Source organism: Enterobacter sp. 302C9, assembly GCF_034106085.1.
Lineage (GTDB): Bacteria > Pseudomonadota > Gammaproteobacteria > Enterobacterales > Enterobacteriaceae > Enterobacter > Enterobacter asburiae_B.
In genome coordinates, this window is sequence record NZ_JAWNBW010000004.1 from 17245 (window position 1) to 41929 (window position 24685).

Consider the following 24685-nt stretch of genomic DNA (forward strand, 5'->3'; position numbering starts at 1 on the left):
ATGAAGAACATACGTAACTTTTCGATCATTGCTCACATTGACCACGGTAAGTCGACGCTGTCTGACCGTATTATCCAGATTTGCGGTGGCCTGTCTGATCGTGAAATGGAAGCCCAGGTTCTGGACTCCATGGACCTGGAACGCGAACGCGGTATCACCATTAAAGCGCAGAGCGTTACGCTTGATTACAAAGCGGCTGATGGTGAAACCTATCAACTGAACTTTATCGACACCCCAGGCCACGTTGACTTCTCCTATGAGGTTTCACGCTCGCTCGCGGCCTGTGAAGGCGCGCTGCTGGTGGTGGATGCCGGGCAGGGCGTTGAAGCCCAGACCCTGGCAAACTGCTACACCGCGATGGAAATGGATCTCGAAGTTGTGCCGGTTCTGAACAAGATCGACCTGCCAGCCGCCGACCCTGAACGCGTAGCGGAAGAGATTGAAGATATTGTCGGCATTGACGCGACCGATGCCGTGCGCTGCTCCGCGAAAACCGGTGTGGGCGTGACCGACGTGCTGGAACGCCTGGTACGTGACATTCCGGCACCGGAAGGCGATCCGGATGGCCCGCTGCAGGCGCTGATTATCGACTCCTGGTTCGATAACTATCTGGGCGTTGTCTCTCTGGTGCGTATTAAAAACGGCACCATGCGTAAAGGCGACAAAATTAAGGTAATGAGTACCGGACAGGTCTACAACGCAGACCGTCTGGGCATCTTTACGCCAAAACAGGTTGACCGTACCGAGCTGAGATGCGGCGAGGTAGGCTGGCTGGTCTGCGCCATTAAAGACATCCTCGGCGCGCCGGTGGGCGATACCCTGACCGGTGCACGTAACCCGGCAGATAAAGCGCTGCCAGGCTTTAAAAAGGTGAAACCGCAGGTTTACGCGGGTCTGTTCCCGGTCAGCTCTGACGACTACGAAAACTTCCGTGACGCGCTCGGTAAACTGAGCCTGAACGATGCTTCCCTGTTCTACGAGCCAGAAAGCTCAACGGCGCTGGGCTTCGGCTTCCGCTGTGGCTTCCTCGGTCTGCTGCACATGGAGATCATTCAGGAACGTCTGGAGCGTGAATACGATCTGGATCTGATCACCACGGCGCCGACGGTAGTCTATGAAGTTGAAACCACCTCGAAAGAAGTGATCTACGTCGATAGCCCGTCCAAGCTGCCGCCGCTGAACAACATTCAGGAGCTGCGTGAGCCTATTGCAGAGTGTCACATGCTGCTGCCGCAGGAATTCCTGGGGAACGTCATTACGCTGTGTATTGAGAAGCGTGGCGTGCAGACCAACATGGTTTACCACGGTAACCAGGTGGCGCTGACCTATGAAATCCCGATGGCGGAAGTGGTACTCGACTTCTTCGACCGTCTGAAGTCGACCTCCCGTGGCTACGCGTCACTGGATTACAACTTCAAACGCTTCCAGGCCTCCAACATGGTGCGTGTGGACGTGCTGATCAACGGCGAGCGCGTGGATGCGCTGGCGCTGATCACCCACAACGACAATGCGCCGTACCGCGGTCGCGAGCTGGTTGAGAAGATGAAAGATCTGATCCCGCGTCAGCAGTTCGATATCGCGATTCAGGCGGCGATTGGCAACCACATTATCGCGCGTTCAACCGTGAAACAGCTGCGTAAAAACGTTCTGGCGAAGTGCTATGGCGGTGACGTCAGCCGTAAGAAAAAGCTGCTGCAGAAGCAGAAAGAAGGTAAGAAGCGTATGAAGCAGGTCGGTAACGTCGAGCTGCCGCAGGAAGCATTCCTTGCCATCCTTCATGTTGGTAAAGACGGCAAATAACCCTAAGGAGTTGGCATGGCGAACATGTTTGCCCTGATCCTGGTCATTGCTACCCTGGTAACAGGTCTGCTGTGGTGTCTGGATAAGTTTATCTTCGCCCCAAAACGTCGTGAACGTCAGGCTGCCGCTCAGGCAGCCACTGGAGATGGGATTGACGCGAAAACCCTGAAGAAAGTCGGCCCGAAACCGGGCTGGCTGGAAACGGGCGCCTCGGTATTTCCGGTGCTGGCGATTGTGCTGGTGGTACGTTCGTTTATTTACGAGCCGTTTCAAATCCCATCAGGTTCAATGATGCCAACGCTGCTGATTGGTGATTTTATTCTGGTAGAGAAGTTTGCCTACGGCATTAAAGATCCTATCTACCAGAAAACGCTGATCGAAACCGGTCATCCGAAACGTGGCGACATCGTGGTATTTAAATATCCGGAAGATCCGCGCCTGGACTACATCAAGCGCGCGGTAGGTCTGCCGGGTGATAAAGTCACTTACGATCCGGTTGCGAAAGAAGTCACCGTTCAGCCGGGCTGCAGCTCCGGTACCGCCTGTGAAAACGCGCTGCCAATCACTTACTCAAACGTTGAGCCAAGTGACTTTGTGCAGACCTTTGCCCGTCGTAACGGCGGCGAAGCGACCAGCGGGTTCTTCCAGGTTTCGAAAGGTGAAACCAAAGAGGACGGCATCCGTCTGGTTGAGCGCAAAGAGACGCTGGGCGATGTGACGCACCGAATCCTCACCGTGCCAATCGCGCAGGATCAGCTGGGTATGTACTATCGCCAGCCTGGCCAGCAGCTGGCGAGCTGGATTGTACCGCCAGGACATTACTTCATGATGGGTGACAACCGCGATAACTCTGCGGACAGCCGTTACTGGGGCTTTGTGCCGGAAGCGAATCTGGTCGGCAAAGCCACAGCCATCTGGATGAGTTTTGAGAAGCAGGAAGGCGAATGGCCGACCGGTGTACGCCTGAATCGTATCGGCGGAATCCATTAATTCTCAATAAATGAACGCGTAGCCGCTTTAATTAGCGGCTACGTGAATTATTTCCACGATAAATCTCTTCGAACTAACGACATCCCCTGTCGTTGTGTATAGAATATTCCCCCGAAGTTTAAGGTTGGCCCTGCAAGGGTGCCACGGCACACGAAACCGCGTTGGTTTTCTCAGGTCGGTTTCGTGTGCTGCATTTTTGACGCATTCATTTATTGGTATCGCATGAACCCCATCGTAATTAATCGGCTTCAACGGAAGCTGGGCTACACTTTTCATCATCAGGAGTTGTTGCAACAGGCATTAACCCACCGCAGTGCCAGCAGCAAACATAATGAGCGTCTCGAGTTTTTAGGCGACTCTATTTTAAGTTTCGTGATTGCGAATGCGCTTTATCATCGTTTCCCGCGTGTGGACGAGGGTGATATGAGCCGCATGCGTGCCACGCTGGTTCGGGGTAATACCCTTGCGGAAATCGCTCGCGAATTTGAGCTGGGCGAATGTCTGCGTCTTGGACCGGGTGAACTGAAAAGCGGCGGCTTCCGTCGTGAATCTATTCTTGCCGATACGGTCGAAGCATTAATTGGTGGTGTGTTCCTGGACAGCGATATCCAGACCGTAGAAAAGCTGATCCTGAACTGGTATCAGACCCGTCTGGACGAAATCAGCCCGGGCGATAAACAAAAAGATCCGAAAACGCGTCTGCAGGAATATTTGCAGGGTCGTCATCTGCCGCTGCCGTCTTATCTGGTGGTGCAGGTGCGTGGCGAAGCGCACGATCAGGAATTTACCATCCATTGCCAGGTCAGTGGCCTGAGTGAACCGGTGGTGGGCACAGGTTCAAGCCGTCGTAAGGCTGAACAGGCTGCCGCCGAACAGGCGTTAAAAATGCTGGAGCTGGAATGAGCGAAGATAAAACCTATTGCGGATTTATTGCCATCGTCGGACGTCCGAACGTTGGCAAATCCACCCTGCTGAATAATCTGCTTGGGCAGAAGATTTCAATCACCTCGCGTAAGGCGCAGACCACGCGTCACCGCATCGTCGGCATCCATACTGAAGGCGCGTATCAGGCGATCTACGTCGATACCCCCGGCCTGCACATGGAAGAGAAGCGTGCCATCAACCGCCTGATGAACAAGGCGGCGAGCAGCTCGATCGGCGACGTAGAGCTGGTGATTTTCGTTGTGGAAGGCACCCGCTGGACGCCGGACGACGAGATGGTGCTGAACAAGCTGCGTGACGGCAAAACGCCGGTCATCCTCGCGGTCAACAAAGTTGATAACGTGCAGGAAAAGGCCGACCTGCTGCCGCATCTGCAGTGGCTTGGTAGCCAGATGAACTTCCTTGATATCGTTCCGCTGTCTGCTGAGACCGGCCTGAACGTGGATACCATCGCGGGCATCGTGCGGAAGCATCTGCCGGAAGCGATTCATCACTTCCCGGAAGACTACATCACCGATCGCTCTCAGCGCTTTATGGCGTCTGAAATCATCCGTGAAAAGCTGATGCGTTTCCTGGGTGCTGAACTGCCTTACTCCGTAACGGTAGAGATCGAGCGTTTCCAGACCAACGAGCGCGGTGGCTACGATATCAACGGCCTGATCCTCGTTGAGCGCGAAGGGCAGAAGAAGATGGTGATCGGCAACAAAGGGGCCAAGATCAAAACCATCGGTATCGAAGCCCGTAAGGACATGATGGAGATGTTCGAAGCGCCGGTTCACCTCGAACTGTGGGTGAAAGTGAAATCTGGCTGGGCCGATGATGAGCGTGCTCTGCGCAGCCTCGGTTACGGCGAAGACCAGTAACTTAAGACGACGAGCATATGGATGGATGGCAGCGCGCCTTTGTCCTGCATAGTCGTCCCTGGAGCGAAACCAGCCTCATGCTGGACGTCTTCACGGAAGAGTCGGGCCGCGTGCGCCTTGTTGCGAAAGGCGCACGTTCCAAACGTTCTAATCTGAAAGGCGCCCTACAGCCTTTCACACCGTTGCTGGTACGCTTCGGTGGGCGAGGGGAAGTGAAAACCCTGCGCAGTGCCGAAGCCGTCTCCCTGGCGCTTCCTCTTTCCGGCATCACGCTCTACAGCGGTCTGTATGTCAACGAACTCATCTCCCGCGTTCTTGAACATGAGACCCGCTTCTCTGAACTTTTCTTCGATTATCTGCACTGTATCCAGTCGCTGGCTGGCGCAACCGGCACGCCCGAACCCGCCTTGCGTCGTTTTGAACTGGCGCTGCTGGGCCACCTCGGATACGGCGTAGATTTTCTGCACTGCGCGGGCAGCGGTGATGAGATAGAAGACACCATGACCTACCGCTACCGCGAAGAAAAGGGCTTCATTGCCAGTATCGTGATAGACAACAGCACCTTTACCGGGCGCCAGCTCCGGGCGCTGTATGAGCGCGAGTTTCCCGATCTGGACACCCTGCGCGCAGCAAAACGCTTTACCCGGATTGCCCTCAAGCCGTATCTTGGCGGCAAGCCCTTAAAGAGCCGCGAATTATTCAGGCAGTTTGTGCCGAAACGTTAACGTTTTACCCCTCACCCCAGCCCTCTCCCGGAGGGAGAGGGGGAAGAGAAATGAACCAAAATACCGAGGATTGTCATGGCTGAATTACTGTTAGGCGTCAACATCGACCACATCGCCACGCTGCGTAATGCGCGCGGCACGGCGTATCCCGATCCGGTTCAGGCGGCGTTTATCGCTGAACAGGCTGGCGCCGACGGCATTACCGTTCACCTGCGTGAAGACCGTCGCCATATCACTGATCGCGACGTGCGCATTCTGCGTCAGACGCTGGACACCCGAATGAATCTGGAGATGGCGGTCACCGATGAGATGCTGGCGATTGCCTGCGAGACCCAGCCGCACTTCTGCTGCCTGGTGCCGGAAAAACGCCAGGAAGTGACCACCGAAGGCGGTCTGGACGTGGCCGGTCAGCTCGACAAAATGCGCGATGCCTGCAAGCGCCTGGCGGATGCCGGTATCCTGGTTTCTCTGTTTATCGACGCCGATTTCGCCCAGATTAAAGCGGCGGCCGACGTGGGCGCACCGTATATCGAAATCCACACCGGCTGCTATGCCGATGCCAAAAACGATACCGAACAGGCCAAAGAGTTGGAGCGTATTGCCAAAGCGGCCACGTACGCCTCAAGCCTGGGACTGAAGGTTAACGCCGGTCACGGCCTGACCTACCACAACGTGAAGGCCATTGCCGCCCTGCCGGAAATGCACGAGCTGAACATCGGCCACGCCATCATTGGTCGCGCGGTGATGAGCGGCCTGAAAGAGGCGGTTTCAGAGATGAAACGCCTGATGCAGGAAGCGCGTCAGTAATGGCCATTCTGGGCTTAGGCACCGATATCGTTGAAATAGCCCGCATTGAAGCGGTGATCGCCCGTAGCGGCGATCGCCTCGCAAGACGCGTGCTGAGCGATAACGAGTGGGCCATCTGGGAAGCGCATCAGCAGCCGGTGCGTTTTCTGGCAAAGCGCTTTGCGGTAAAAGAGGCGGCGGCCAAAGCCTTCGGGACCGGCATTCGTAACGGCCTGGCGTTTAATCAGTTCGAAGTGTTTAACGATGAGCTGGGCAAACCGAGCCTGCGTCTGTGGGGAGAAGCGCAAAAGCTGGCGGAAAAGCTGGGGGTGAATCATATGCACGTGACGATCGCGGATGAACGTCACTATGCCAGCGCGACGGTGATCATCGAAAGTTAAAGTTTGTCCGCGTGGTGCATCAGGACAAACTTATCCCATAGCTGCTCTTCGCTCTCGACGTGGGCCGGATCCTTCAGGATGGTATTCGGGATCGGGCACACCTTCTGGCAGGTCGGCGTTTCATAGTGGCCGATGCATTCCGTGCAGCGGTCGCTGTTAATCTCATAGATGCTGTCGCCCATCGAAATCGCCTGGTTCGGGCATTCGGGCTCGCACATATCGCAATTAATGCATTTTTTGGTAATTAACAGCGCCATCAGGAAATTCTCAGAAACAACACAAACCGGGCGGGCATTATACGCGTCAAACCAGTTTCTTTACCAGTTCTTCGCTGTGACGAATGCGCTCGGGCGCGCGCTCCAGATCCTGCTGCACCAGCGCCATAAACAGCAGGTCCGTCAGCATCATTTGCGCGCTGGTGGAAGAGATAGCCGCGCTGCGCGTGGCCTGCTCTTCGGCAATGGTATATAAACAGCGCGTTGCCCGCTGCTGCAGGGCATTCGGCGTAAAACCGGTGATCGCCAGAATTTTACCGCCGACGCGCAGCGCTTCATCAGTTGCCATGTTGATTTCACGGCGCTCGCCGGAGTAGGAGATGGCCAGCAGCAGATCGTCAGGATCCATTGCCTGTACGGTTGCCAGCAGGGCGTGCATATCCTGCTCGACGATGGCGTTAAGCCCAATTTTCGTCAGCTTCCAGCCAAAGTTACGCGCCACAAGTCCGGATGCGCCGATACCGGTCAGAATGATCCTCCGCGCGCCGCGGAGCATCGCCACGCTCTCCAGCAGCTTCTCTTCGGTGTTTACATCGAGCGTCGCGTGCATGGCCGCCACGTTCTCTTTGATCAGCTTTTCGCCGACCAGCCGCATCGGGTCATCGCCGCGGATCTGATTATGCACCGGCATGGACTGCGGGTTGGGGTTGCTCACCAGCGCTTCGCTGATCGCCAGCTTGAGGGCGGGGAACCCCTTAAAGCCAATCTTCTGGGCAAACTTCACCACGCTGGACTGGCTCACGCCGGCTTCACTCGCCAGCTGCTGCGAGCTGAGATGGCGCGCGCGATCGGGTTGAGAAAGCAGAAAATCCGCCAGCTTCTTGTCGCTTTGGGCAAAGCCTGCGTAGCGCTGGCGAATGCGAATTAAACAGTTCATACGGTCTCCTGGCGAAAATGTGATTATCTGCGCAAATACGAATTTTGCTCGCCTGAATGAATTTTATATTCCATTATAGTGTGATTATTATGAATTAAAAATTCTTGAGGTACAAAAATGAATCTTGGCTCACTTGTTTCTGAAACGCGTAACCCGCAAACCATGGATCTGGATGCCCTCTCCACCCTGGAGCTGGTTAACCGCTTTAATCAACAGGATACGCTGGTCGCGCAGGCTGTGAAAGAGACATTACCCGAGGTGGCGAAAGCGGTCGATGCGGCGGCGGAAGCCCTCAAGGCCGGCGGTCGCATTATCTACATGGGGGCGGGCACCAGCGGGCGTCTTGGGGTCCTGGATGCGTCAGAATGTCCGCCCACCTTTGGGGTGCCGCACGGTCTGGTCGTTGGGCTGATTGCCGGTGGACCCGGCGCGCTGCTGAAAGCCGTTGAAGGAGCGGAAGACAATGCACAGCTGGGCGAGGATGACCTGAAGGAGCTGAATCTGACCGAGAAGGATCTGGTGGTCGGGCTGGCGGCATCCGGGCGCACCCCGTACGTCATTGGCGGGCTGGAATACGCCAACCGGACGGGCTGCACGACGGTGGCCATCTCCTGTAATCCGGGTTCCCCGATTGCGCAGGTGGCCGCTATTGCTATCTCTCCGGTTGTCGGGCCGGAAGCGCTCACCGGCTCCACGCGCCTGAAATCCGGGACCGCGCAAAAGCTGGTACTCAATATGATCTCCACCGGCGCGATGGTGAAGTTCGGCAAGGTTTATCAGAACCTGATGGTGGATATGCAGGCCACCAACGTCAAGCTGGTGGACAGAGCCTGCCGCATGGTGATGGAGGCGACTGGCGCAGGCCGTGAAGAGGCAGAAGCGGTACTCAAGCAGACCGATCACGATGTTAAACCGGCCATTCTGATGATCCTGAGCGGGCTGGATGCGGCGGCCGCGAGAGCCAAACTCGATGCGCATAGCGGCTTCTTACGGGCGGCATTAGAAAACTAACAGAGGCGTCTATGGACAAAACAGCAGCGCTCGCCAGCGATATCCTGCAGGGGATCGGTGGGGAAAAAAATATTCAGCGTCTCGAAAACTGCATGACGCGCGTGCGCGTCGAGGTGCATAACGACGACCAGCTCGACGTGCCGCGCCTGAAGCAACTCTCCGGCGTCAGCGGCTACGTGAAACAGGGGCAGCAGCATCAGCTGATCGTCGGGCCGGGGAAAGCGGCGCAGGTTGTTGATGCCATGCGCGCGCTGATGGGCGTTAGCGCGAGCGCGTCGATTGACGATGCGGAACGAACGAGGGCGCAGGCGAAGGCCAAATACAAAGCCCCCATGAGCGATGCGCTGCGTCAGCTGGCAAACGTCTTTATTCCGCTGATCCCGGCGTTTATTGCCTCCGGCCTGATCACCGGGATCATCAATATCCTCAAGCGACCGGATATTGTGGGGGATTTCGCCACGCACTATCCGAACCTGCTGGGGATTCTGGGGATCTTCGGCAGTGCTGTTTTCGCCATTATGAACATTCTGGTCGGGGTGAATACCGCGAAGGTGTTTGGCGGATCGTTGGCGATGGGCGGGGTCATGGCGGGCATCTTGTCCAGCCCGCAGCTGGCGCAGATCACGTTGTTTGGCGAGGCGCTCCAGCCGGGCCGCGGTGGGGTAATCGCAGTGCTGCTGGTTGTCATCCTGATGTGCTGGATCGAGAAAAGGCTGCGCGCGGTTCTGCCTGGCTCGATCGAGCTGATTCTCAACCCGCTGTTGACTACGCTGATTACCGGTAGCGTAGCGATTGTGGCCCTCCAGCCGCTAGGCGGATGGATCTCTGAAGCCATCGCTCACGGTGCGTCTCTGGCTATTGACCGCGGCGGGCTGCTGGTTGGCGCTGTGCTTTCCGGTACCTTCCTGCCGCTGGTGCTGACCGGCCTGCACCAGGGGCTGGTGCCGATCCACGTCGAGCTGGTGCAGTCGCACGGCTATAACGCGCTGCTGCCTATCCTGTCGATGGCGGGCGTGGGGCAGGTGGGCGCGGCGATTGCCGTACTGATGAAAACCCGCAACGCGCGTCTGAAAAAAATGATTAACGGCGCGCTCCCGGTCGGACTGCTCGGCATCGGTGAGCCGCTGATTTTCGGCGTTACGCTGCCGCTGGGTAAACCGTTTCTCGCCGCCTGTCTGGGCGGCGCGGTGGGCGGGGCGCTCATTAGCTACTGGAAAGTCGCTACCGTTATCACCTTTGGGCTTTCCGGTTTACCGCTGGCATTAACCATCGTGACCGGAAAAGTGATGCTCTATCTGTTAGGCTATTTAGTAGCGGTGATCGCCGGGTTCCTGTTTACCTGGCTGTTAGGTTTCAACGACCCAGAGGAGTAAGGTTTGGCAAATCACGCGCGTCGCGTTGTCTTTTTCGACCTGGATGGAACGCTGCATCAGCAGGATATGTTTGGTACGTTTATGCGTTACCTGCTGCGGCGTCAGCCTTTGAATGCGCTGCTCGTGCTGCCGCTCTTACCGGTTATCGGGATCGCGCTGCTGGTGAAAGGCCGGGCGGCGCGATGGCCGATGAGTCTGCTGCTGTGGGGATGTACCTTTGGGCACAGCGAAGCGCGGCTTAAGCAGCTCGAAAAGGATTTTGCGCACTGGTTTCGCAGCCACGTCGCCGCCTTTCCGGTGGTGCAGGCGCGCCTGACCAGCTATCTCGACGCGAATGATGCCGACATCTGGCTCATTACCGGCTCCCCGCAGACGCTGGTGGAGCAGGTCTACTTTGATACCCCCTGGCTTCCGCGCGTGAATCTTATCGCCACGCAAATTGCCCGCGGTTACGGCGGCTGGGTGCTGACCCTGCGCTGCCTGGGGCATGAAAAAGTGGTCCAGCTGGAAAAACGCATCGGTACGCCGCTGCGCCTGTACAGCGGCTACAGCGACAGCAAGCAGGACAACCCGCTGCTCTATTTTTGCCAGCACCGCTGGCGCGTCACGCCATCAGGCGAACTTCAGCAACTCGAATAGGCTTATCCATAATGGGCGTGTATAATGCCGCCCGCTTTTCGACTGGAGTATCAGCCTTTGTCCAACCCTGAACACAATCATGAATACTGGATGCGCCACGCGCTGACGCTGGCTCAACGCGCCTGGGACGAGGGCGAAGTGCCCGTGGGCGCGGTGCTGGTTTATAACAACCAGGTGATTGGCGAAGGGTGGAACCGTCCTATTGGCCGCCACGATCCTACTGCGCATGCCGAAATTATGGCGCTTCGCCAGGGCGGTCTGGTGCTGCAAAACTATCGCCTGCTTGATACCACGCTGTATGTGACGCTGGAGCCGTGCGTGATGTGCTCCGGCGCGATGGTGCACAGCCGGATCGGGACTCTGGTTTTCGGCGCGCGGGATGAAAAAACCGGTGCGGCCGGTTCGCTGATGGACGTGCTGGGTCACCCGGGTATGAACCACCAGGTGAAGACTATCGGTGGGGTGCTTGCACCAGAGTGTTCGGGGCTATTAAGCGATTTCTTTCGAATGCGCCGTCAGCAGAAAAAGCAGCAAAAGGCAGTATTGAAGCTGTCGGACGATTAAGCTCGTCCGGCGCCACGACCGGGTAGCTTTGAGCCAGCTGTTTGGCCTCCGTCGCCTCTTTCTCTTTCTCCAGCAGATACCCGACCAGGCTAATCTGATATTTACGGATATTTTCCACGTAGGCGTAGGCTTCATGTCCGCGCGCGTAGCCGTATGTCAGCTTGTTATACCATGGCTTCTGGCTCAGCAGCGGCAGGCGCTGCTTGACGTCTGACCAGCTGTCCGGATTGCCTTTCGTTTTGGCCGTCAACGCTCGCGCATCAAGCATATGCGCGTAGCCCATATTGTAGGCCGCCAGCGCAAACCAGATCCGCTCTTCTTCCGGCACCGTTTCCGGTACTTTGGCCATCATATCCTGCAGATAGCGCGCGCCGCCGCTGATGCTCTGTTCGGCATCGGTACGGTCATTGACGCCCAGGCTCAGCGCGGTATTTTTGGTTAACATCATCAAACCGCGTACGCCCGTGGGCGACGTGGCCTGGGTATCCCAGTGGGATTCCTGATACGAAATAGCCGCCAGCAGTTTCCAGTCAATCTCCTGGGCGTATTTTTCGAACAAGGGCTGCAGGTCCGGCAGGACGCTGTCTACCGCGCGCAGGAAGCTGCGGGTGTCAACGTAGTCAAAGTCATCACCGTGCCCGAGGTACTTCTCCTCCAGACGCGCCAGGGTACCGTCTTCATTGATGGTGTTGAAGAAATCAAGCATCGCGGCAGAGAAGGTCTGATCGTCATCAAGCTGGCTAAACCAGGTCACGGGCTGCTCGTCGGTGACGTCCAGCGCCACGGCGATTTCAGGATGCACCCGCTGGAACAGGCTGATCGCGACCGAATCGGCGATGGTGTAGGGCACCTTCTGATCTTTTACCTGCTCCAGCAGCTCCGTCGTGCCGAGTTTCGGATCCACCGTCCAGCTCAGGTCGGGATATTTCTTCTCCTTGAGCTCCCGCAGATCGTCAATCACCACGTGGCCGGGCGCAATCGTCAGCTGCCGATCGTTAATTGACGCCAGCGAGCGCGGGCGCAGGCTCCCGACGCGGTAAACCAGCTGCTGAGAAACGGAGTAGTAGGTCGGGCCTGGCTGGTAGTTCTTGCTGCGCTCGCTGTTATACACCAGCCCGGCGGCGAGCATATCGGCATCGTCGTTATCGAGATCGTCAAACAGCTGGTTGATATTCTGGCGGACGGTGATTTTAAGCTTCACGCCAAGATAATTGGCGAACTGTTGTGCCAGTTCATAATCCAGGCCAATGATTTTGCCGTTGACGTCGCTGTAAATCAGCGGCGAGTTGAGGGTACTGACGCGCAATTCCCCCCGCTCCTGAATGGCGGCGATACGGTTTTCGGCTTTGCCGAACCAGGGGATGGAAGGCCAGAGGGCCACTGCCAGCAGCAACGTTACAATGCCGATGAGCAGATAATTAATCTTTAATTTTTTCAATTAGTTAATTCTCTGCGACGCCGGTTGCCTCAGTCTGCTGTAGCCATGTTAATCATAAGGTTTGCCATTGAATGAGCGGCATTTTGCGTAAACTTGCGCCACTTGGCAACCAATTAGAGAGACAGGTCACATCTATTGTTAAATCTCTGTGCAAATTTTATTTCGACGCAAACGGTTTCGTCGGCGCTCAGGATTCTCTATAATGACGCCCGTTTTCCCCCCTTGCGCACACTGTAAGCGCCCCGGCGCTTCGAAGACGAGAGACTTATGATGGAAATTCTGCGTGGTTCGCCTGCACTGTCTGCCTTCCGTATCACTAAACTGCTGGCACGTTTTCAGGCGGCCGACCTTCCGGTAAGCAATATTTACGCTGAGTATGTCCATTTTGCTGACCTGAATGCCCCCCTCAATGCAGAGGAGCGCGTACAGCTGGAACGCCTGCTCAAGTATGGTCCAAGCCTGAACAGCCATACGCCAACCGGCAAACTGATCCTTGCTACGCCTCGTCCGGGCACCATCTCCCCCTGGTCTTCCAAAGCCACCGATATCGCCCACAACTGTGGCCTGAACCAGATTAACCGTCTGGAACGCGGCGTGGCGTACTACGTGGAAGCCTCTACCCTGAGCGACGCGCAGTGGCAGGCGGTTGCGGCTGAACTGCACGATCGCATGATGGAGAGCGTATTTACCTCTCTCGATGACGCGCAGAAGCTTTTCTCTCACCATCAGCCTGCGCCGGTACAGAGCGTAGACCTGCTGGGGCAGGGCCGTCAGGCGCTGATTGACGCCAACCTGCGTCTCGGCCTGGCGCTGGCAGAAGACGAAATCGACTATCTTCAGGATGCGTTTGTTAAGCTCAACCGTAACCCGAACGACATCGAACTCTACATGTTCGCGCAGGCTAACTCTGAGCACTGCCGCCACAAGATTTTCAACGCCGACTGGATTATTGACGGCGAACAGCAGCCGAAGTCGCTGTTCAAAATGATCAAAAACACCATGGAGCAAACCCCTGACCACGTGCTGTCTGCCTATAAAGACAACGCCGCGGTAATGGAAGGTTCCGAGGTGGGCCGCTTCTTCGCCGATCGCGAAGCAGGGCGCTATGACTTCCATCAGGAGCCCGCGCATATCCTGATGAAAGTGGAAACCCACAACCACCCGACGGCGATCTCCCCGTGGCCGGGCGCGGCGACCGGCTCCGGCGGTGAAATCCGTGACGAAGGCGCGACCGGTCGTGGCGCTAAACCTAAAGCGGGTCTGGTCGGTTTCTCCGTCTCCAACCTGCGTATCCCGGGCTTTGAGCAGCCGTGGGAAGAAGATTTCGGCAAGCCAGAGCGCATCGTGACCGCCCTGGATATCATGACCGAAGGCCCGCTGGGCGGCGCGGCGTTTAACAACGAATTTGGTCGTCCGGCGCTGAACGGTTACTTCCGTACCTATGAAGAGAAAGTGGACAGCCACAACGGCGAAGAGCTGCGCGGCTACCACAAGCCGATCATGCTGGCGGGCGGGATCGGCAACATCCGTGCCGATCACGTGCAGAAAGGCGAGATCGTCGTCGGCGCGAAGCTGATCGTACTGGGCGGCCCGGCGATGAACATCGGTCTGGGCGGCGGAGCGGCCTCTTCTATGGCCTCCGGCCAGTCTGATGCGGATCTCGACTTCGCCTCCGTGCAGCGCGACAACCCTGAGATGGAGCGCCGCTGCCAGGAAGTGATCGACCGCTGCTGGCAGCTGGGCGACGCCAACCCGATCCTCTTCATTCACGACGTGGGCGCGGGCGGCCTGTCCAACGCCATGCCGGAGCTGGTGAGCGACGGTGGCCGCGGCGGGCGCTTCAACCTGCGCGATATCCTGAGCGATGAGCCGGGCATGAGCCCGCTGGAAATCTGGTGTAACGAATCCCAGGAGCGCTACGTGCTGGCGGTTGCTGCCGACCAGCTGCCGCTGTTTGACGAGCTGTGCCGCCGCGAGCGCGCGCCGTATGCCGTCATCGGTGAAGCGACCGAAGAGCAGCACCTTTCCTTAAGCGACACCCACTTTGACAACCAGCCGATCGATCTGCCGCTCGACGTTCTGCTCGGTAAAACGCCGAAGATGACCCGCGACGTAACCACCCGCAAAGCGGCCGGCAAAGCGCTGGATCGCCAGGGCATCACCGTGGCAGAAGCGGTAAACCGCGTGCTGCACCTGCCTGCTGTGGCAGAGAAAACCTTCCTGGTGACCATCGGCGATCGCACCGTGACCGGTATGGTATCGCGCGATCAGATGGTCGGCCCGTGGCAAATCCCGGTCGCGAACTGCGCCGTGACCACCGCGAGCCTCGATAGCTACTACGGCGAAGCGATGGCTCTCGGCGAGCGTACCCCGGTGGCGCTGCTGGACTTCGCTGCTTCTGCCCGTCTGGCGGTTGGTGAAGCGCTGACCAACATCGCCGCAACGCAGATTGGCGATATCAAACGTATCAAGCTTTCCGCAAACTGGATGGCCGCTGCCGGCCACCCTGGCGAAGATGCTGGCCTGTATGAAGCCGTGAAAGCGGTGGGCGAGGAGCTTTGTCCTGCCCTCGGCCTGACCATTCCGGTGGGCAAAGACTCCATGTCGATGAAAACCCGCTGGCAGGAAGGCAACGAGCAGCGCGAAATGACCTCTCCGCTGTCGCTGGTGATCACCGCGTTTGCCCGCGTGGAAGACGTGCGTCACACCGTGACGCCGCAGCTTGCGACCGAAGACAATGCCCTGCTGCTGATTGACCTGGGTAAAGGCCACAACGCGCTGGGTGCTACCGCGCTGGCGCAGGTTTACCGCCAGCTCGGCGACAAGCCAGCCGACGTGCGTGACGTGGCGCAGCTGAAAGGCTTCTACGACGCGATTCAGGCGCTGGTGGCGCAGCGTAAGCTGCTGGCCTACCACGACCGTTCCGACGGCGGCCTGCTGGTGACCCTGGCAGAGATGGCCTTCACCGGCCACTGCGGCGTGGAAGCGAACATTGCAACGCTTGGCGAAGACCGTCTGGCGGCGCTGTTCAACGAAGAGCTGGGCGCCGTGATTCAGGTGCGCGCGGCGGATCGCGACGCGGTTGAAGCGATTCTGGCGAAGCACGGTCTGGCAGACTGCGTGCACTATCTGGGCAAAGCCGTTCAGGGCGACCGCTTCGTCATTGAAGCAGACGGTCACGCGGTGTTCAGCGAAAGCCGCACCACGCTGCGCATGTGGTGGGCGGAAACCACCTGGCAGATGCAGCGCCTGCGTGATAACCCGGAATGTGCCGATCAGGAGCATAACGCGAAAGCGAATGACCAGGATCCAGGCCTGAACGTGAAGCTCTCCTTCGACATCAACGAAGACATCGCCGCGCCGTACATAGCGACGGGTGCGCGTCCAAAAGTGGCCGTTCTGCGCGAGCAGGGCGTCAACTCCCACGTTGAGATGGCAGCTGCCTTCCACCGCGCGGGCTTTGACGCTATCGACGTCCACATGAGCGACCTGCTGGCCGGGCGTACCGGTCTGGAAGATTTCCAGGCGCTGGTGGCGTGCGGCGGCTTCTCCTACGGTGACGTGCTGGGCGCGGGCGAAGGCTGGGCGAAGTCCATCCTGTTCAACAGCCGCGTGCGCGACGAGTTCGAAACCTTCTTCCACCGTCCGCAGACCCTGGCGCTGGGCGTGTGTAACGGCTGCCAGATGATGTCTAACCTGCGTGAGCTGATCCCGGGCAGCGAAGCCTGGCCGCGCTTTGTGCGCAACCAGTCTGACCGCTTCGAGGCGCGCTTCAGCCTGGTGGAAGTGACCCAAAGCCCGTCTCTGCTGCTGCAGGGGATGGTCGGTTCACAGATGCCAATCGCCGTTTCCCACGGCGAAGGTCAGGTAGAAGTGCGCGACGCTGCGCATCTGGCTCAGCTGGAGAGCAAAGGCCTTGTAGCGCTGCGCTTTGTCGATAACTTCGGCAAGGTGACGGAAACCTATCCGGCTAACCCGAACGGCTCCGCCAACGGTATTACGGCAGTGACCAGCGAAAGCGGTCGCGCGACCATCATGATGCCGCACCCGGAACGCGTATTCCGTACCGTGAGCAACTCCTGGCACCCGGAAAACTGGGGCGAGGACAGCCCGTGGATGCGTATCTTCCGCAACGCGCGTAAGCAGTTGGGTTAAGTTTTAGGCAGTACCTGTAGGCCCGGTAAGCGCGAGCTCGACCGGGCTTTTTTATTTGTGTCGCAATTACGCGACAGACCCGCAATTCAACTGTCTCCAAAAGGCGACATTTAACTCGTTGATTTATATATGGCAGTAAAGGTTCCCGTTAAGGTGTTGCTTAATAGCGACACTTAGCCTGGAAATCATTCAACCGATAATTAACAGGCTAAACGAGTAAAACTCATATATTTCAAACTGTTAATATTTTGTTTTTCATTCTGGCACGGGTGTTGCATAATATTAACCAGTGGCTCATTCACCTTCTTATGTCAGCCCCTTCGGGACGCGCTACATAAACTTCGAATGACGCACAAAAAGGTGCCTGCCGTCCAACTACTGATCATAGCGATGCTTTATCAGGCCAGGGCGAAACGTCGAGTTAGGCACCGCCTCATTCCATGACAAAGCCGGGTTTTTACCCGGCTTTGTTGTATCTGAAGGGCAGACTCAGTTACGCTCTGCGTAAACCCCCATTAAGAGAGTAATGCGTTGAAACGCTGGCCCGTTTTCCCCCGCTCCCTGCGGCAGCTCGTCATGATGGCCTTCCTGCTGATCCTGCTGCCGCTGCTGATCCTTGCCTGGCAGGCGTGGCAAAGCCTGAACGCGCTGAGCGCGCAGGCGGCTTTGACCAACCGCACGACGCTCATCGACGGCAGACGCAGTGAAGCGATGACCAACGCCGCTTTGGAGATGGAGCGCAGCTATCGTCAGTATTGCGTACTTGACGATCGGACGCTGGAAAAGGTTTATCAGAGCCAGCGTAAACGCTACAGCGAAATGCTGGACGCTCACGCGGGGGTCCTACCTGATGACAAGCTCTATCAGGCGTTGCGTCAGGATTTAAACGATCTCGCGCAGCTGCAGTGCAGCAACAGCGGCCCGGATGCCGTTGCTGCCGCGCGCCTCGAAGCTTTTGCCAGCGCCAACACCGAGATGGTGCAGTCAACGCGCGCGGTGATTTTCTCTCGCGGCCAGCAGCTCCAGCAGGAGATTGCCGAGCGCGGCCAGTTCTTCGGCTGGCAGGCGCTGGTGCTGTTCCTGGTGAGCCTCGGGCTGGTACTGCTCTTTACCCGCATGATCATCGGCCCGGTAAAGGGCATTCAGCGTATGATCAACCGTCTGGGGGAGGGGAAATCGCTCGGGGATACGGTCGCCTTTAAAGGTCCCCGCGAGCTGCGATCCGTAGGCCAGCGCATTATCTGGCTGTCCGAGCGCCTGGCGTGGCTCGAATCACAGCGCCATCAGTTCCTGCGCCATATCTCTCATGAGCTTAAAACGCCGCTGGCCAGCATGCGCGAAGGGACGGAGCTGCTGGCGGACGAAGTGGCCGGGCCCCTTACGCCAGAGCAGAAAGAAATTGTCGAGATCCTGGATAACAGCAGCCGCAATCTGCAAAAGCTGATTGAGCAACTGCTGGATTACAACCGCAAGCTGGCTGACAGGGCGGTCGTACTGGAAAACGTTGAGATTGAGCCGCTGGTGGATATGGTGATCTCCGCCCACAGCTTGCCAGCAAGAGCTAAAATGATGCATACCGGCGTCGAGCTGAATGCGCCTGCGTGCCTGGCTGAACCCATGCTGCTGATGAGCGTTCTGGATAATCTTTACTCCAATGCGGTGCACTATGGTACTGAATCCGGTAACATTTATATCCGAAGTAATACGAATGGTTCACGGGTGTTTATTGACGTCGCAAACACCGGCACCCCGATCCCCGATGACGAAAAAACCATGATCTTCGAACCCTTTTTCCAGGGAAGTCATCAGCGGAAAGGCGCGGTTAAAGGAAGCGGTCTGGGCTTGAGCATCGCCCGGGACTGCATACGACGCATGCAGGGTGAGCTAAACATTGCCGCGGACGAACGTTCAGATGTTTGCTTCCGTATCGAACTGCCCGTGAGCCGGAAAAATCAATAAAATGAATCTATGTCTGGTGAGTATGTCACACGTCTTTTTCCGCGCCGTACGTGCGGTGTTTTCCAGCAAAACGCTTCGCCTGAGCCTGCCCTGTTTATTTCTGGCAGGGTGTGTTTCCCATGCGCCACAAAGTGCCATTAGCGATAAACAGGAAGATAAATGGCCCGACAGCCAGCTGGCAGACTTCCTCTCAACCCGCTGTGACGACATCTGGAACCTGTCAGGACATGACGTTGAAAGCAACCCGCTGTTCTGGCTGCGTGGGATAGATTGCGCCCAGCGTCTGGCGCCGGTAAACGCCCGCTCGAAGGCGGCGATGCTGGATGACGACACCTGGCAGGGCGCTTTCAAGCGCGGGATTTTACTCGCAGATGCGAAAATCACCCCCGTTGAACGTCGCGTCAATGTGACCCGACTGGACACGTACGTGGTCAATCTTCCCGTGCAGGTACGCCCTGTATACCAGCTCTGGCGCGATGGGCAGACATTACAGCTTCAGCTGTCTGAAGAGCGCTCCCGCTACAGCAAGCTGCAGCAGTCAACCGACAGCGAGCTTGATACGCTGCGTCAACAGCAGCAACATTTACGTACGCAGCTGGATACCACGACGCGTAAGCTGGAAAACCTGACCGATATCGAAAGGCAGCTCTCGTCGCGTAAATATCAGCCGGGGAGCTCATCCGCTGCACCGGACAGCGATACGCCGAAACAAGAGGATGTGAAGCATGACGAGCCGTAAACCTGCCCATCTTTTACTGGTGGATGACGATCCCGGGCTGTTAAAGCTGCTGGGGATGCGTCTGGTGAGTGAAGGCTACAGCGTCGTGACCGCTGAAAGCGGGCTGGAGGGGCTGAAGATCCTCAGCCGCGAGAAAATCGATCTGGTGATAAGCGACCTGCGGATGGACGAAATGGATGGCCTGCAGCTGTTCGCGGAGATCCAGAAGCAGCAGCCGGGTATGCCCGTGATTATCCTGACGGCGCACGGATCGATCCCGGATGCGGTTGCCGCGACGCAGCAGGGGGTCTTCAGCTTCCTGACCAAGCCGGTGGACAAAGACGCGCTGTATAAGGCTATCGACAGCGCGCTGGAACATGCTGCCCCGGCGGGGGATGAAGCGTGGCGGGAGTCCATCGTCACCCGCAGCCCGATTATGCTGCGTCTGCTTGAACAGGCACGGATGGTGGCGCAGTCCGACGTCAGCGTGCTCATCAACGGCCAGAGCGGAACCGGGAAAGAGATCCTGGCCCAGGCGATCCATAACGCCAGCCCGCGCAGTAAAAATGCCTTTATCGCCATTAACTGCGGTGCGCTTCCGGAACAGCTGCTCGAATCTGAACTGTTTGGACACGCCCGCGGCGCATTCACCGGCGCGGTGAGCAGCCGGGAAGGGCTGTTCCAGGCTGCGGAAGGCGGCACGCTGTTCCTGGACGAGATTGGCGACATGCCCGCACCGCTGCAGGTCAAACTGCTCCGCGTGCTGCAGGAGCGAAAAGTTCGCCCGCTGGGCAGCAACCGCGATATCGATATTAATGTGCGCATTATTTCCGCTACCCACCGCGACTTGCCAAAAGTGATGGCCCGCAACGAGTTTCGCGAAGATCTCTACTACCGTCTGAACGTGGTGAATCTGAAGATCCCGGCGCTGGCGGAGCGCGCGGAAGACATTCCGCTGCTGGCGAACCATCTTTTGCGCCAGGCGGCCGATCGCCATAAACCGTTCGTGCGCGCGTTTTCCACCGACGCGATGAAGCGGCTGATGGCCGCAGGCTGGCCGGGTAACGTGCGCCAGCTGGTGAACGTGATTGAGCAGTGCGTGGCGCTGACCTCCTCACCGGTGATCAGCGATGCGCTGGTGGAGCAGGCGCTGGAAGGGGAAAACACGGCCCTGCCGACGTTTGCGGAAGCGCGGAATCAGTTCGAGCTGAACTATCTGCGCAAGCTATTGCAGATTACCAAAGGCAATGTGACCCACGCGGCGCGCATGGCCGGACGCAACCGCACCGAGTTCTACAAGCTGCTTTCGCGCCACGAGCTGGAAGCAAACGATTTTAAAGAGTAATGCCGTATGGTACTGTGAGCAATCGATTACGAGGCAGCTTACAGGCAAGAGTTTAAGGACCCACCATGAAAAAGATTGATGCGATTATTAAACCTTTCAAACTGGATGACGTGCGTGAAGCGCTGGCGGAAGTCGGCATCACCGGGATGACCGTAACGGAAGTGAAAGGTTTTGGTCGTCAGAAGGGCCACACCGAGCTTTACCGTGGCGCAGAATACATGGTCGACTTTCTGCCGAAAGTAAAAATTGAAATCGTGGTCAGCGACGATATCGTCGATACCTGCGTGGATACCATTATCCGCACCGCGCAGACGGGCAAAATCGGCGACGGTAAAATCTTCGTCTTTGACGTGGCGCGCGTGATCCGTATCCGTACCGGCGAAGAAGACGACGCCGCGATTTAACAATGCCAACGGTTTTGTAGGCCGGGTAAGGTGCAACCACCCGGCGAAAAAAAAGCCCCTCGAACGAGGGGCTTTTTCATTACAGCACCTTATGCGGCCCGAAACATTCGTAGTGAATGTTGTCTTTGTTCACGCCCAGATCCACCAGCTGCTGGGCGGCATACTGCATAAACGCTACCGGCCCGCAGACGTAGAACTGCATGTCTGGCGCGCTAAACGCCCCTTCCATCTGGCTTAAATTCATCAGGCCTTCAGTGTCAAACCGTGCGGCCGCGCGGTCTGCATCCGTCGGCAGGCGATACCAGGCGTGCGCGGTGAAGCGCGGCAGGGACGCCCCGAGCGTTTTCACTTCATCCGCAAAGGCGTGCACGTCGCCGTTATCCGCAGCGTGGAACCAGTTGACCTGCGCACCGTGATTGGCTTTCGCCAGCGTATCGAGCATCGCCAGCATTGGCGTTTGGCCGACGCCCGCAGAGATCAGCGTAACCGGGGTATTCGCTTCTACGGCCATGAAGAAATCGCCCGCCGGCGCGGCCAGATGGATCACGTCGCCCACGTTAGCTTCGTTGTGGAGCCAGTTGGAGACCTGACCGCCGTCCTCACGCTTCACCGCAATGCGATAGCCTTTGCCGTTTGGCTTGCGGGTAAGAGAATACTGGCGGATCTCCTGATACGGGAAACCTTCAGGCTTCAGCCACACGCCCAGATACTGGCCCGGCTGGTAATCGGCAACCGGCTGTCCGTCCACCGGCTCAAATTCAAAGCTGGTAATCAGCGCGCTGCGCGGCGTTTTCTCAACGATGCGGAAGGCGCGTGTGCCTTCCCAGCCGCCGTTCTTGCTGGCGTTTTCGCTGTAGATCTGCGCTTCGCGGTTGATAAACACGTTTGCCAGCACGCCGTAGGCTTTCCCCCACGCGTCCAGCACCTCCTGGCCCGGGCTGAACATCTCGTCCAGCGTTGCCAGCAGGTGGCTACCCACAATGTTGTACTGCTCGGGCTGGATCTGGAAGCTGGTGTGTTTCTGCGCGATTTTTTCCACCGCGGGCAGCAGTGCCGCCAGGTTTTCAATATTGCTGGCGTAGGCCGCGATGGCGTTGAAAAGCGCTTCGCGCTGATCGCCGTTACGCTGGTTGCTCATGTTGAAAATTTCTTTGAGCTCCGGGTTATGCGTGAACATGCGATCGTAGAAATGGGCGGTGAGTTTAGGGCCGGTTTCCACCAGCAGGGGGATGGTGGCTTTAACGGTAGCGATGGTTTGAGCGTCGAGCATGGCAGCTTCCTTCCGATGTGACTTTAATAATGTATTTTAAATACATCTTATAAAAAATACCCCTGCGTTGTAAATGGTTCTTTGCAAGATGAAAAATATGCATCACAAACCTGAAAAGAAATCCGCTGGAAAGGGCGAGAGCTTTATTCCTCAAACCCTTGCGTGGCGCGCAGGAAAACGTTTGCGTAAAATCGTTTGTCAAGACCTGTTATCACAGAACTAATCAGTTATACTGTTGCCCGTCGTCCAACAGGACTGCCTTTTCAGGCCAAAATTTACTTGTTAGCTGAGTCAGGAGATGCGGATGTTAAAGCGTGAAATGAACATTGCCGATTATGATGCCGAACTGTGGCAGGCTATGGAGCAGGAAAAAGTACGTCAGGAAGAGCACATCGAACTGATCGCCTCCGAAAACTACACCAGCCCGCGCGTCATGCAGGCGCAGGGTTCTCAGCTGACTAACAAATATGCTGAAGGTTACCCGGGCAAACGCTACTACGGCGGTTGCGAGTACGTGGATATCGTTGAGCAGCTGGCTATCGACCGTGCGAAAGAACTCTTTGGCGCTGACTACGCGAACGTGCAGCCACACTCTGGCTCTCAGGCTAACTTCGCGGTCTATACCGCGCTGCTGCAGCCGGGCGATACCGTTCTGGGTATGAATCTGGCGCAGGGCGGCCACCTGACTCACGGCTCCCCGGTTAACTTCTCCGGCAAACTGTACAACATCATCCCTTACGGTATTGATGAGTCCGGTAAAATTGACTACGAAGACATGGCGAAGCAGGCTAAAGAGCACAAACCGAAGATGATCATCGGTGGCTTCTCTGCTTACTCCGGTATCGTTGACTGGGCAAAAATGCGTGAAATCGCAGACAGCATCGGTGCTTACCTGTTCGTCGACATGGCGCACGTTGCGGGTCTGATTGCCGCTGGCGTTTACCCGAACCCGGTTCCACACGCTCACGTTGTGACCACCACCACCCACAAAACCCTGGCGGGTCCACGCGGTGGCCTGATCCTGGCGAAAGGCGGTGACGAAGAGCTGTACAAAAAACTGAACTCCGCTGTATTCCCAAGCGCGCAGGGCGGCCCGCTGATGCACGTTATCGCGGCTAAAGCCGTTGCGCTGAAAGAAGCGATGGAGCCTGAGTTCAAGGTTTATCAGCAGCAGGTTGCTAAGAACGCTAAAGCGATGGTGGAAGTGTTCCTGAACCGTGGCTACAAAGTGGTCTCCGGCGGTACTGAAAACCACCTGTTCCTGCTGGATCTGGTTGATAAGAACCTGACCGGTAAAGAAGCTGACGCAGCCCTGGGCCGCGCCAACATCACCGTGAACAAAAACAGCGTGCCAAACGATCCGAAGAGCCCGTTCGTGACCTCCGGTATCCGTATCGGTTCTCCGGCCGTAACTCGCCGCGGCTTCAAAGAAGCGGAAGTGAAAGAGCTGGCTGGCTGGATGTGTGACGTTCTGGACAACATCAATGACGAAGCGGTTATCGAGCGCGTCAAAGGTAAAGTTCTGGATATCTGCGCACGCTTCCCGGTATACGCATAATTCCTCTGCCTGGCAGAAATAAAAAAGGCCGCGCTTGCGGCCTTTTTTTATGGCTTAACGCCGGTCGAGGGAAATGGCTCCAGGTCCGACAATCGCCAGCAAAATAAAGGCGCCAGCAATACTGACGTTCTTATAGAAGTTAATCATATTCGGCACGACCGCATCACCGGTCATATCCCAGTAATGGTGACCGATAATCGCCGTGCCCAGCGTATAGAATACAAACAGTACCGCGAGCGGGCGGGTGAAAAAGCCCAGCACGATCAGGATGGCAGCAGGGACTTCCATCACCACCGCAATAATGGCCGCCAGCATGGGCATCGGCGTACCCAGCGAGGTCATATATTGTACGGTGCCGCTAAACCCCGTCAGTTTTGGATAACCAAAGATGATAAACAGCACGACAAGTGCGATGCGGCCAATCAGCAGCAGCAGGTGACGTGACTGACCGAAATCGAAATAACGTAGTGAGTTCATGGCAGAAAAACCTCTGCAAGTGGAGTAATTTAAACGTAATACATATTTTCATTCCCTGCCATAAGCCAGACGACTGCACAAGATGTTAATTTTTCGTTAATTTATAGCAGGCTAT

22 protein-coding genes are annotated in these 24685 nt (G+C 57.1%); 17 read left to right on the forward strand and 5 right to left on the reverse strand.

Annotated elements, in window-relative coordinates; translation table 11 throughout:
• From lepA to acpS, 7 genes are all read left to right on the forward strand, one after another.
• Entirely contained in the window at positions 1 to 1800 is a 1800-nt protein-coding gene (lepA, locus tag UR289_RS09955) for a translation elongation factor 4 (RefSeq protein WP_032659499.1), read from the forward strand.
• A 15-nt stretch (positions 1801 to 1815) separates the two neighbouring features.
• Complete coding sequence (gene lepB / locus UR289_RS09960; protein ID WP_069303186.1) at positions 1816 to 2790, forward strand: signal peptidase I; 975 nt, start codon at positions 1816 to 1818, stop codon at positions 2788 to 2790.
• A 222-nt stretch (positions 2791 to 3012) separates the two neighbouring features.
• A complete protein-coding gene (gene rnc, locus UR289_RS09965; RefSeq protein WP_003860711.1) occupies positions 3013 to 3693 on the forward strand; it encodes a ribonuclease III in 681 nt (226 codons plus the stop codon).
• Entirely contained in the window at positions 3690 to 4595 is a 906-nt protein-coding gene (era, locus tag UR289_RS09970; protein ID WP_023308847.1) for a GTPase Era, read from the forward strand. Before rnc ends, era begins: the two co-directional genes overlap by 4 nt.
• A gap of 17 nt (positions 4596 to 4612) precedes the next feature.
• Positions 4613 to 5320 (forward strand): DNA repair protein RecO, encoded by a 708-nt coding sequence (gene recO, locus UR289_RS09975; protein ID WP_039263761.1) that lies wholly within the window; start codon positions 4613 to 4615, stop codon positions 5318 to 5320.
• A 75-nt stretch (positions 5321 to 5395) separates the two neighbouring features.
• Positions 5396 to 6127 carry a pyridoxine 5'-phosphate synthase gene (gene pdxJ, locus UR289_RS09980; protein WP_320709945.1) on the forward strand — a complete coding sequence of 244 codons (732 nt, stop codon included), beginning with the start codon at positions 5396 to 5398 and terminating at the stop codon, positions 6125 to 6127.
• Entirely contained in the window at positions 6127 to 6507 is a 381-nt protein-coding gene (gene acpS / locus UR289_RS09985) for a holo-ACP synthase (protein ID WP_023294331.1), read from the forward strand. The genes pdxJ and acpS overlap by 1 nt, the downstream gene beginning before the upstream one ends.
• Here acpS and UR289_RS09990 read toward each other — a convergent pair.
• Positions 6504 to 6764 carry a YfhL family 4Fe-4S dicluster ferredoxin gene (locus UR289_RS09990; protein WP_008502177.1) on the reverse strand — a complete coding sequence of 87 codons (261 nt, stop codon included), beginning with the start codon at positions 6762 to 6764 and terminating at the stop codon, positions 6504 to 6506. The genes acpS and UR289_RS09990 overlap by 4 nt on opposite strands.
• Before the next feature lie 46 nt (positions 6765 to 6810).
• Positions 6811 to 7659 carry a MurR/RpiR family transcriptional regulator gene (locus UR289_RS09995; RefSeq protein WP_023333056.1) on the reverse strand — a complete coding sequence of 283 codons (849 nt, stop codon included), beginning with the start codon at positions 7657 to 7659 and terminating at the stop codon, positions 6811 to 6813.
• A gap of 117 nt (positions 7660 to 7776) precedes the next feature.
• Here UR289_RS09995 and murQ point away from each other — a divergent pair, with 117 nt between their 5' ends.
• Genes murQ through tadA form a run of 4 tightly spaced genes read left to right on the forward strand, consistent with a single transcriptional unit; the run spans position 7777 to position 11246 of the window.
• The gene (gene murQ, locus UR289_RS10000; RefSeq protein WP_045888305.1) at positions 7777 to 8670 is read left to right on the forward strand and encodes an N-acetylmuramic acid 6-phosphate etherase; all 894 of its coding nucleotides are present in this window, start codon (positions 7777 to 7779) and stop codon (positions 8668 to 8670) included.
• 11 nt (positions 8671 to 8681) lie between these two features.
• Positions 8682 to 10043, forward strand: coding sequence for a PTS transporter subunit EIIC (locus UR289_RS10005; protein ID WP_320709950.1), 1362 nt, complete (start codon positions 8682 to 8684; stop codon positions 10041 to 10043).
• Positions 10044 to 10046: 3 nt separating this feature from the next.
• The gene (gene yfhb, locus UR289_RS10010) at positions 10047 to 10682 is read left to right on the forward strand and encodes a phosphatidylglycerophosphatase C (protein ID WP_033146235.1); all 636 of its coding nucleotides are present in this window, start codon (positions 10047 to 10049) and stop codon (positions 10680 to 10682) included.
• A gap of 24 nt (positions 10683 to 10706) precedes the next feature.
• Positions 10707 to 11246, forward strand: a complete 540-nt coding sequence (tadA, locus tag UR289_RS10015) for a tRNA adenosine(34) deaminase TadA (RefSeq protein ID WP_320709951.1) — start codon at positions 10707 to 10709, stop codon at positions 11244 to 11246.
• Here tadA and mltF read toward each other — a convergent pair.
• The gene (gene mltF, locus UR289_RS10020) at positions 11134 to 12684 is read right to left on the reverse strand and encodes a membrane-bound lytic murein transglycosylase MltF (protein ID WP_320709952.1); all 1551 of its coding nucleotides are present in this window, start codon (positions 12682 to 12684) and stop codon (positions 11134 to 11136) included. The two genes, tadA and mltF, sit on opposite strands and share 113 nt — an antisense overlap.
• 267 nt (positions 12685 to 12951) lie before the next feature.
• Between mltF and purL the strand changes: the two genes are divergently transcribed.
• The 5 genes from purL to glnB all read left to right on the forward strand — a co-directional run bounded on the left by purL (position 12952) and on the right by glnB (position 21265).
• On the forward strand, positions 12952 to 16839 hold the full coding sequence (gene purL / locus UR289_RS10025; protein ID WP_320709953.1) for a phosphoribosylformylglycinamidine synthase: 3888 nt from the start codon (positions 12952 to 12954) through the stop codon (positions 16837 to 16839).
• Between the two features lie 531 nt (positions 16840 to 17370).
• Complete coding sequence (gene qseE / locus UR289_RS10030) at positions 17371 to 18798, forward strand: two component system sensor histidine kinase QseE/GlrK (RefSeq protein ID WP_320709954.1); 1428 nt, start codon at positions 17371 to 17373, stop codon at positions 18796 to 18798.
• A gap of 1 nt (position 18799) precedes the next feature.
• On the forward strand, positions 18800 to 19537 hold the full coding sequence (gene qseG / locus UR289_RS10035; RefSeq protein ID WP_320709955.1) for a two-component system QseEF-associated lipoprotein QseG: 738 nt from the start codon (positions 18800 to 18802) through the stop codon (positions 19535 to 19537).
• Positions 19524 to 20861, forward strand: a complete 1338-nt coding sequence (gene glrR / locus UR289_RS10040; RefSeq protein ID WP_023308835.1) for a two-component system response regulator GlrR — start codon at positions 19524 to 19526, stop codon at positions 20859 to 20861. Before qseG ends, glrR begins: the two co-directional genes overlap by 14 nt.
• A 65-nt stretch (positions 20862 to 20926) precedes the next feature.
• Positions 20927 to 21265 carry a nitrogen regulatory protein P-II gene (gene glnB, locus UR289_RS10045; RefSeq protein WP_003860685.1) on the forward strand — a complete coding sequence of 113 codons (339 nt, stop codon included), beginning with the start codon at positions 20927 to 20929 and terminating at the stop codon, positions 21263 to 21265.
• Between the two features lie 79 nt (positions 21266 to 21344).
• Here the strand turns inward: glnB and hmpA are convergent, their stop codons facing one another.
• Complete coding sequence (gene hmpA / locus UR289_RS10050; protein WP_320709957.1) at positions 21345 to 22535, reverse strand: NO-inducible flavohemoprotein; 1191 nt, start codon at positions 22533 to 22535, stop codon at positions 21345 to 21347.
• A 304-nt stretch (positions 22536 to 22839) separates the two neighbouring features.
• Between hmpA and glyA the strand changes: the two genes are divergently transcribed.
• Positions 22840 to 24093 carry a serine hydroxymethyltransferase gene (gene glyA, locus UR289_RS10055; protein WP_008502165.1) on the forward strand — a complete coding sequence of 418 codons (1254 nt, stop codon included), beginning with the start codon at positions 22840 to 22842 and terminating at the stop codon, positions 24091 to 24093.
• A 54-nt stretch (positions 24094 to 24147) separates the two neighbouring features.
• On the opposite strand, the gene UR289_RS10060 is transcribed toward glyA, so the two are convergent.
• Positions 24148 to 24570, reverse strand: a complete 423-nt coding sequence (locus UR289_RS10060) for a DoxX family protein (protein ID WP_029741147.1) — start codon at positions 24568 to 24570, stop codon at positions 24148 to 24150.
• Positions 24571 to 24685: the final 115 nt, after the last annotated feature.

Bases quoted from the DNA above. Each gene is read 5' to 3' on its own strand.
- qseG (WP_320709955.1), top strand. From the start codon at position 18,800: ATGAATCTATGTCTGGTGAGTATGTCACACGTCTTTTTCCGCGCCGTA.
- lepA (WP_032659499.1), top strand. From the start codon at position 1: ATGAAGAACATACGTAACTTTTCGATCATTGCTCACATTGACCACGGT.
- pdxJ (WP_320709945.1), top strand. From the start codon at position 5,396: ATGGCTGAATTACTGTTAGGCGTCAACATCGACCACATCGCCACGCTG.
- UR289_RS10005 (WP_320709950.1), top strand. From the start codon at position 8,682: ATGGACAAAACAGCAGCGCTCGCCAGCGATATCCTGCAGGGGATCGGT.
- murQ (WP_045888305.1), top strand. From the start codon at position 7,777: ATGAATCTTGGCTCACTTGTTTCTGAAACGCGTAACCCGCAAACCATG.
- rnc (WP_003860711.1), top strand. From the start codon at position 3,013: ATGAACCCCATCGTAATTAATCGGCTTCAACGGAAGCTGGGCTACACT.
- acpS (WP_023294331.1), top strand. From the start codon at position 6,127: ATGGCCATTCTGGGCTTAGGCACCGATATCGTTGAAATAGCCCGCATT.
- purL (WP_320709953.1), top strand. From the start codon at position 12,952: ATGATGGAAATTCTGCGTGGTTCGCCTGCACTGTCTGCCTTCCGTATC.
- UR289_RS10060 (WP_029741147.1), bottom strand. From the start codon at position 24,570: ATGAACTCACTACGTTATTTCGATTTCGGTCAGTCACGTCACCTGCTG.
- hmpA (WP_320709957.1), bottom strand. From the start codon at position 22,535: ATGCTCGACGCTCAAACCATCGCTACCGTTAAAGCCACCATCCCCCTG.
- lepB (WP_069303186.1), top strand. From the start codon at position 1,816: ATGGCGAACATGTTTGCCCTGATCCTGGTCATTGCTACCCTGGTAACA.
- glrR (WP_023308835.1), top strand. From the start codon at position 19,524: ATGACGAGCCGTAAACCTGCCCATCTTTTACTGGTGGATGACGATCCC.
- glyA (WP_008502165.1), top strand. From the start codon at position 22,840: ATGTTAAAGCGTGAAATGAACATTGCCGATTATGATGCCGAACTGTGG.
- glnB (WP_003860685.1), top strand. From the start codon at position 20,927: ATGAAAAAGATTGATGCGATTATTAAACCTTTCAAACTGGATGACGTG.
- UR289_RS09995 (WP_023333056.1), bottom strand. From the start codon at position 7,659: ATGAACTGTTTAATTCGCATTCGCCAGCGCTACGCAGGCTTTGCCCAA.
- tadA (WP_320709951.1), top strand. From the start codon at position 10,707: ATGCCGCCCGCTTTTCGACTGGAGTATCAGCCTTTGTCCAACCCTGAA.
- recO (WP_039263761.1), top strand. From the start codon at position 4,613: ATGGATGGATGGCAGCGCGCCTTTGTCCTGCATAGTCGTCCCTGGAGC.
- era (WP_023308847.1), top strand. From the start codon at position 3,690: ATGAGCGAAGATAAAACCTATTGCGGATTTATTGCCATCGTCGGACGT.
- UR289_RS09990 (WP_008502177.1), bottom strand. From the start codon at position 6,764: ATGGCGCTGTTAATTACCAAAAAATGCATTAATTGCGATATGTGCGAG.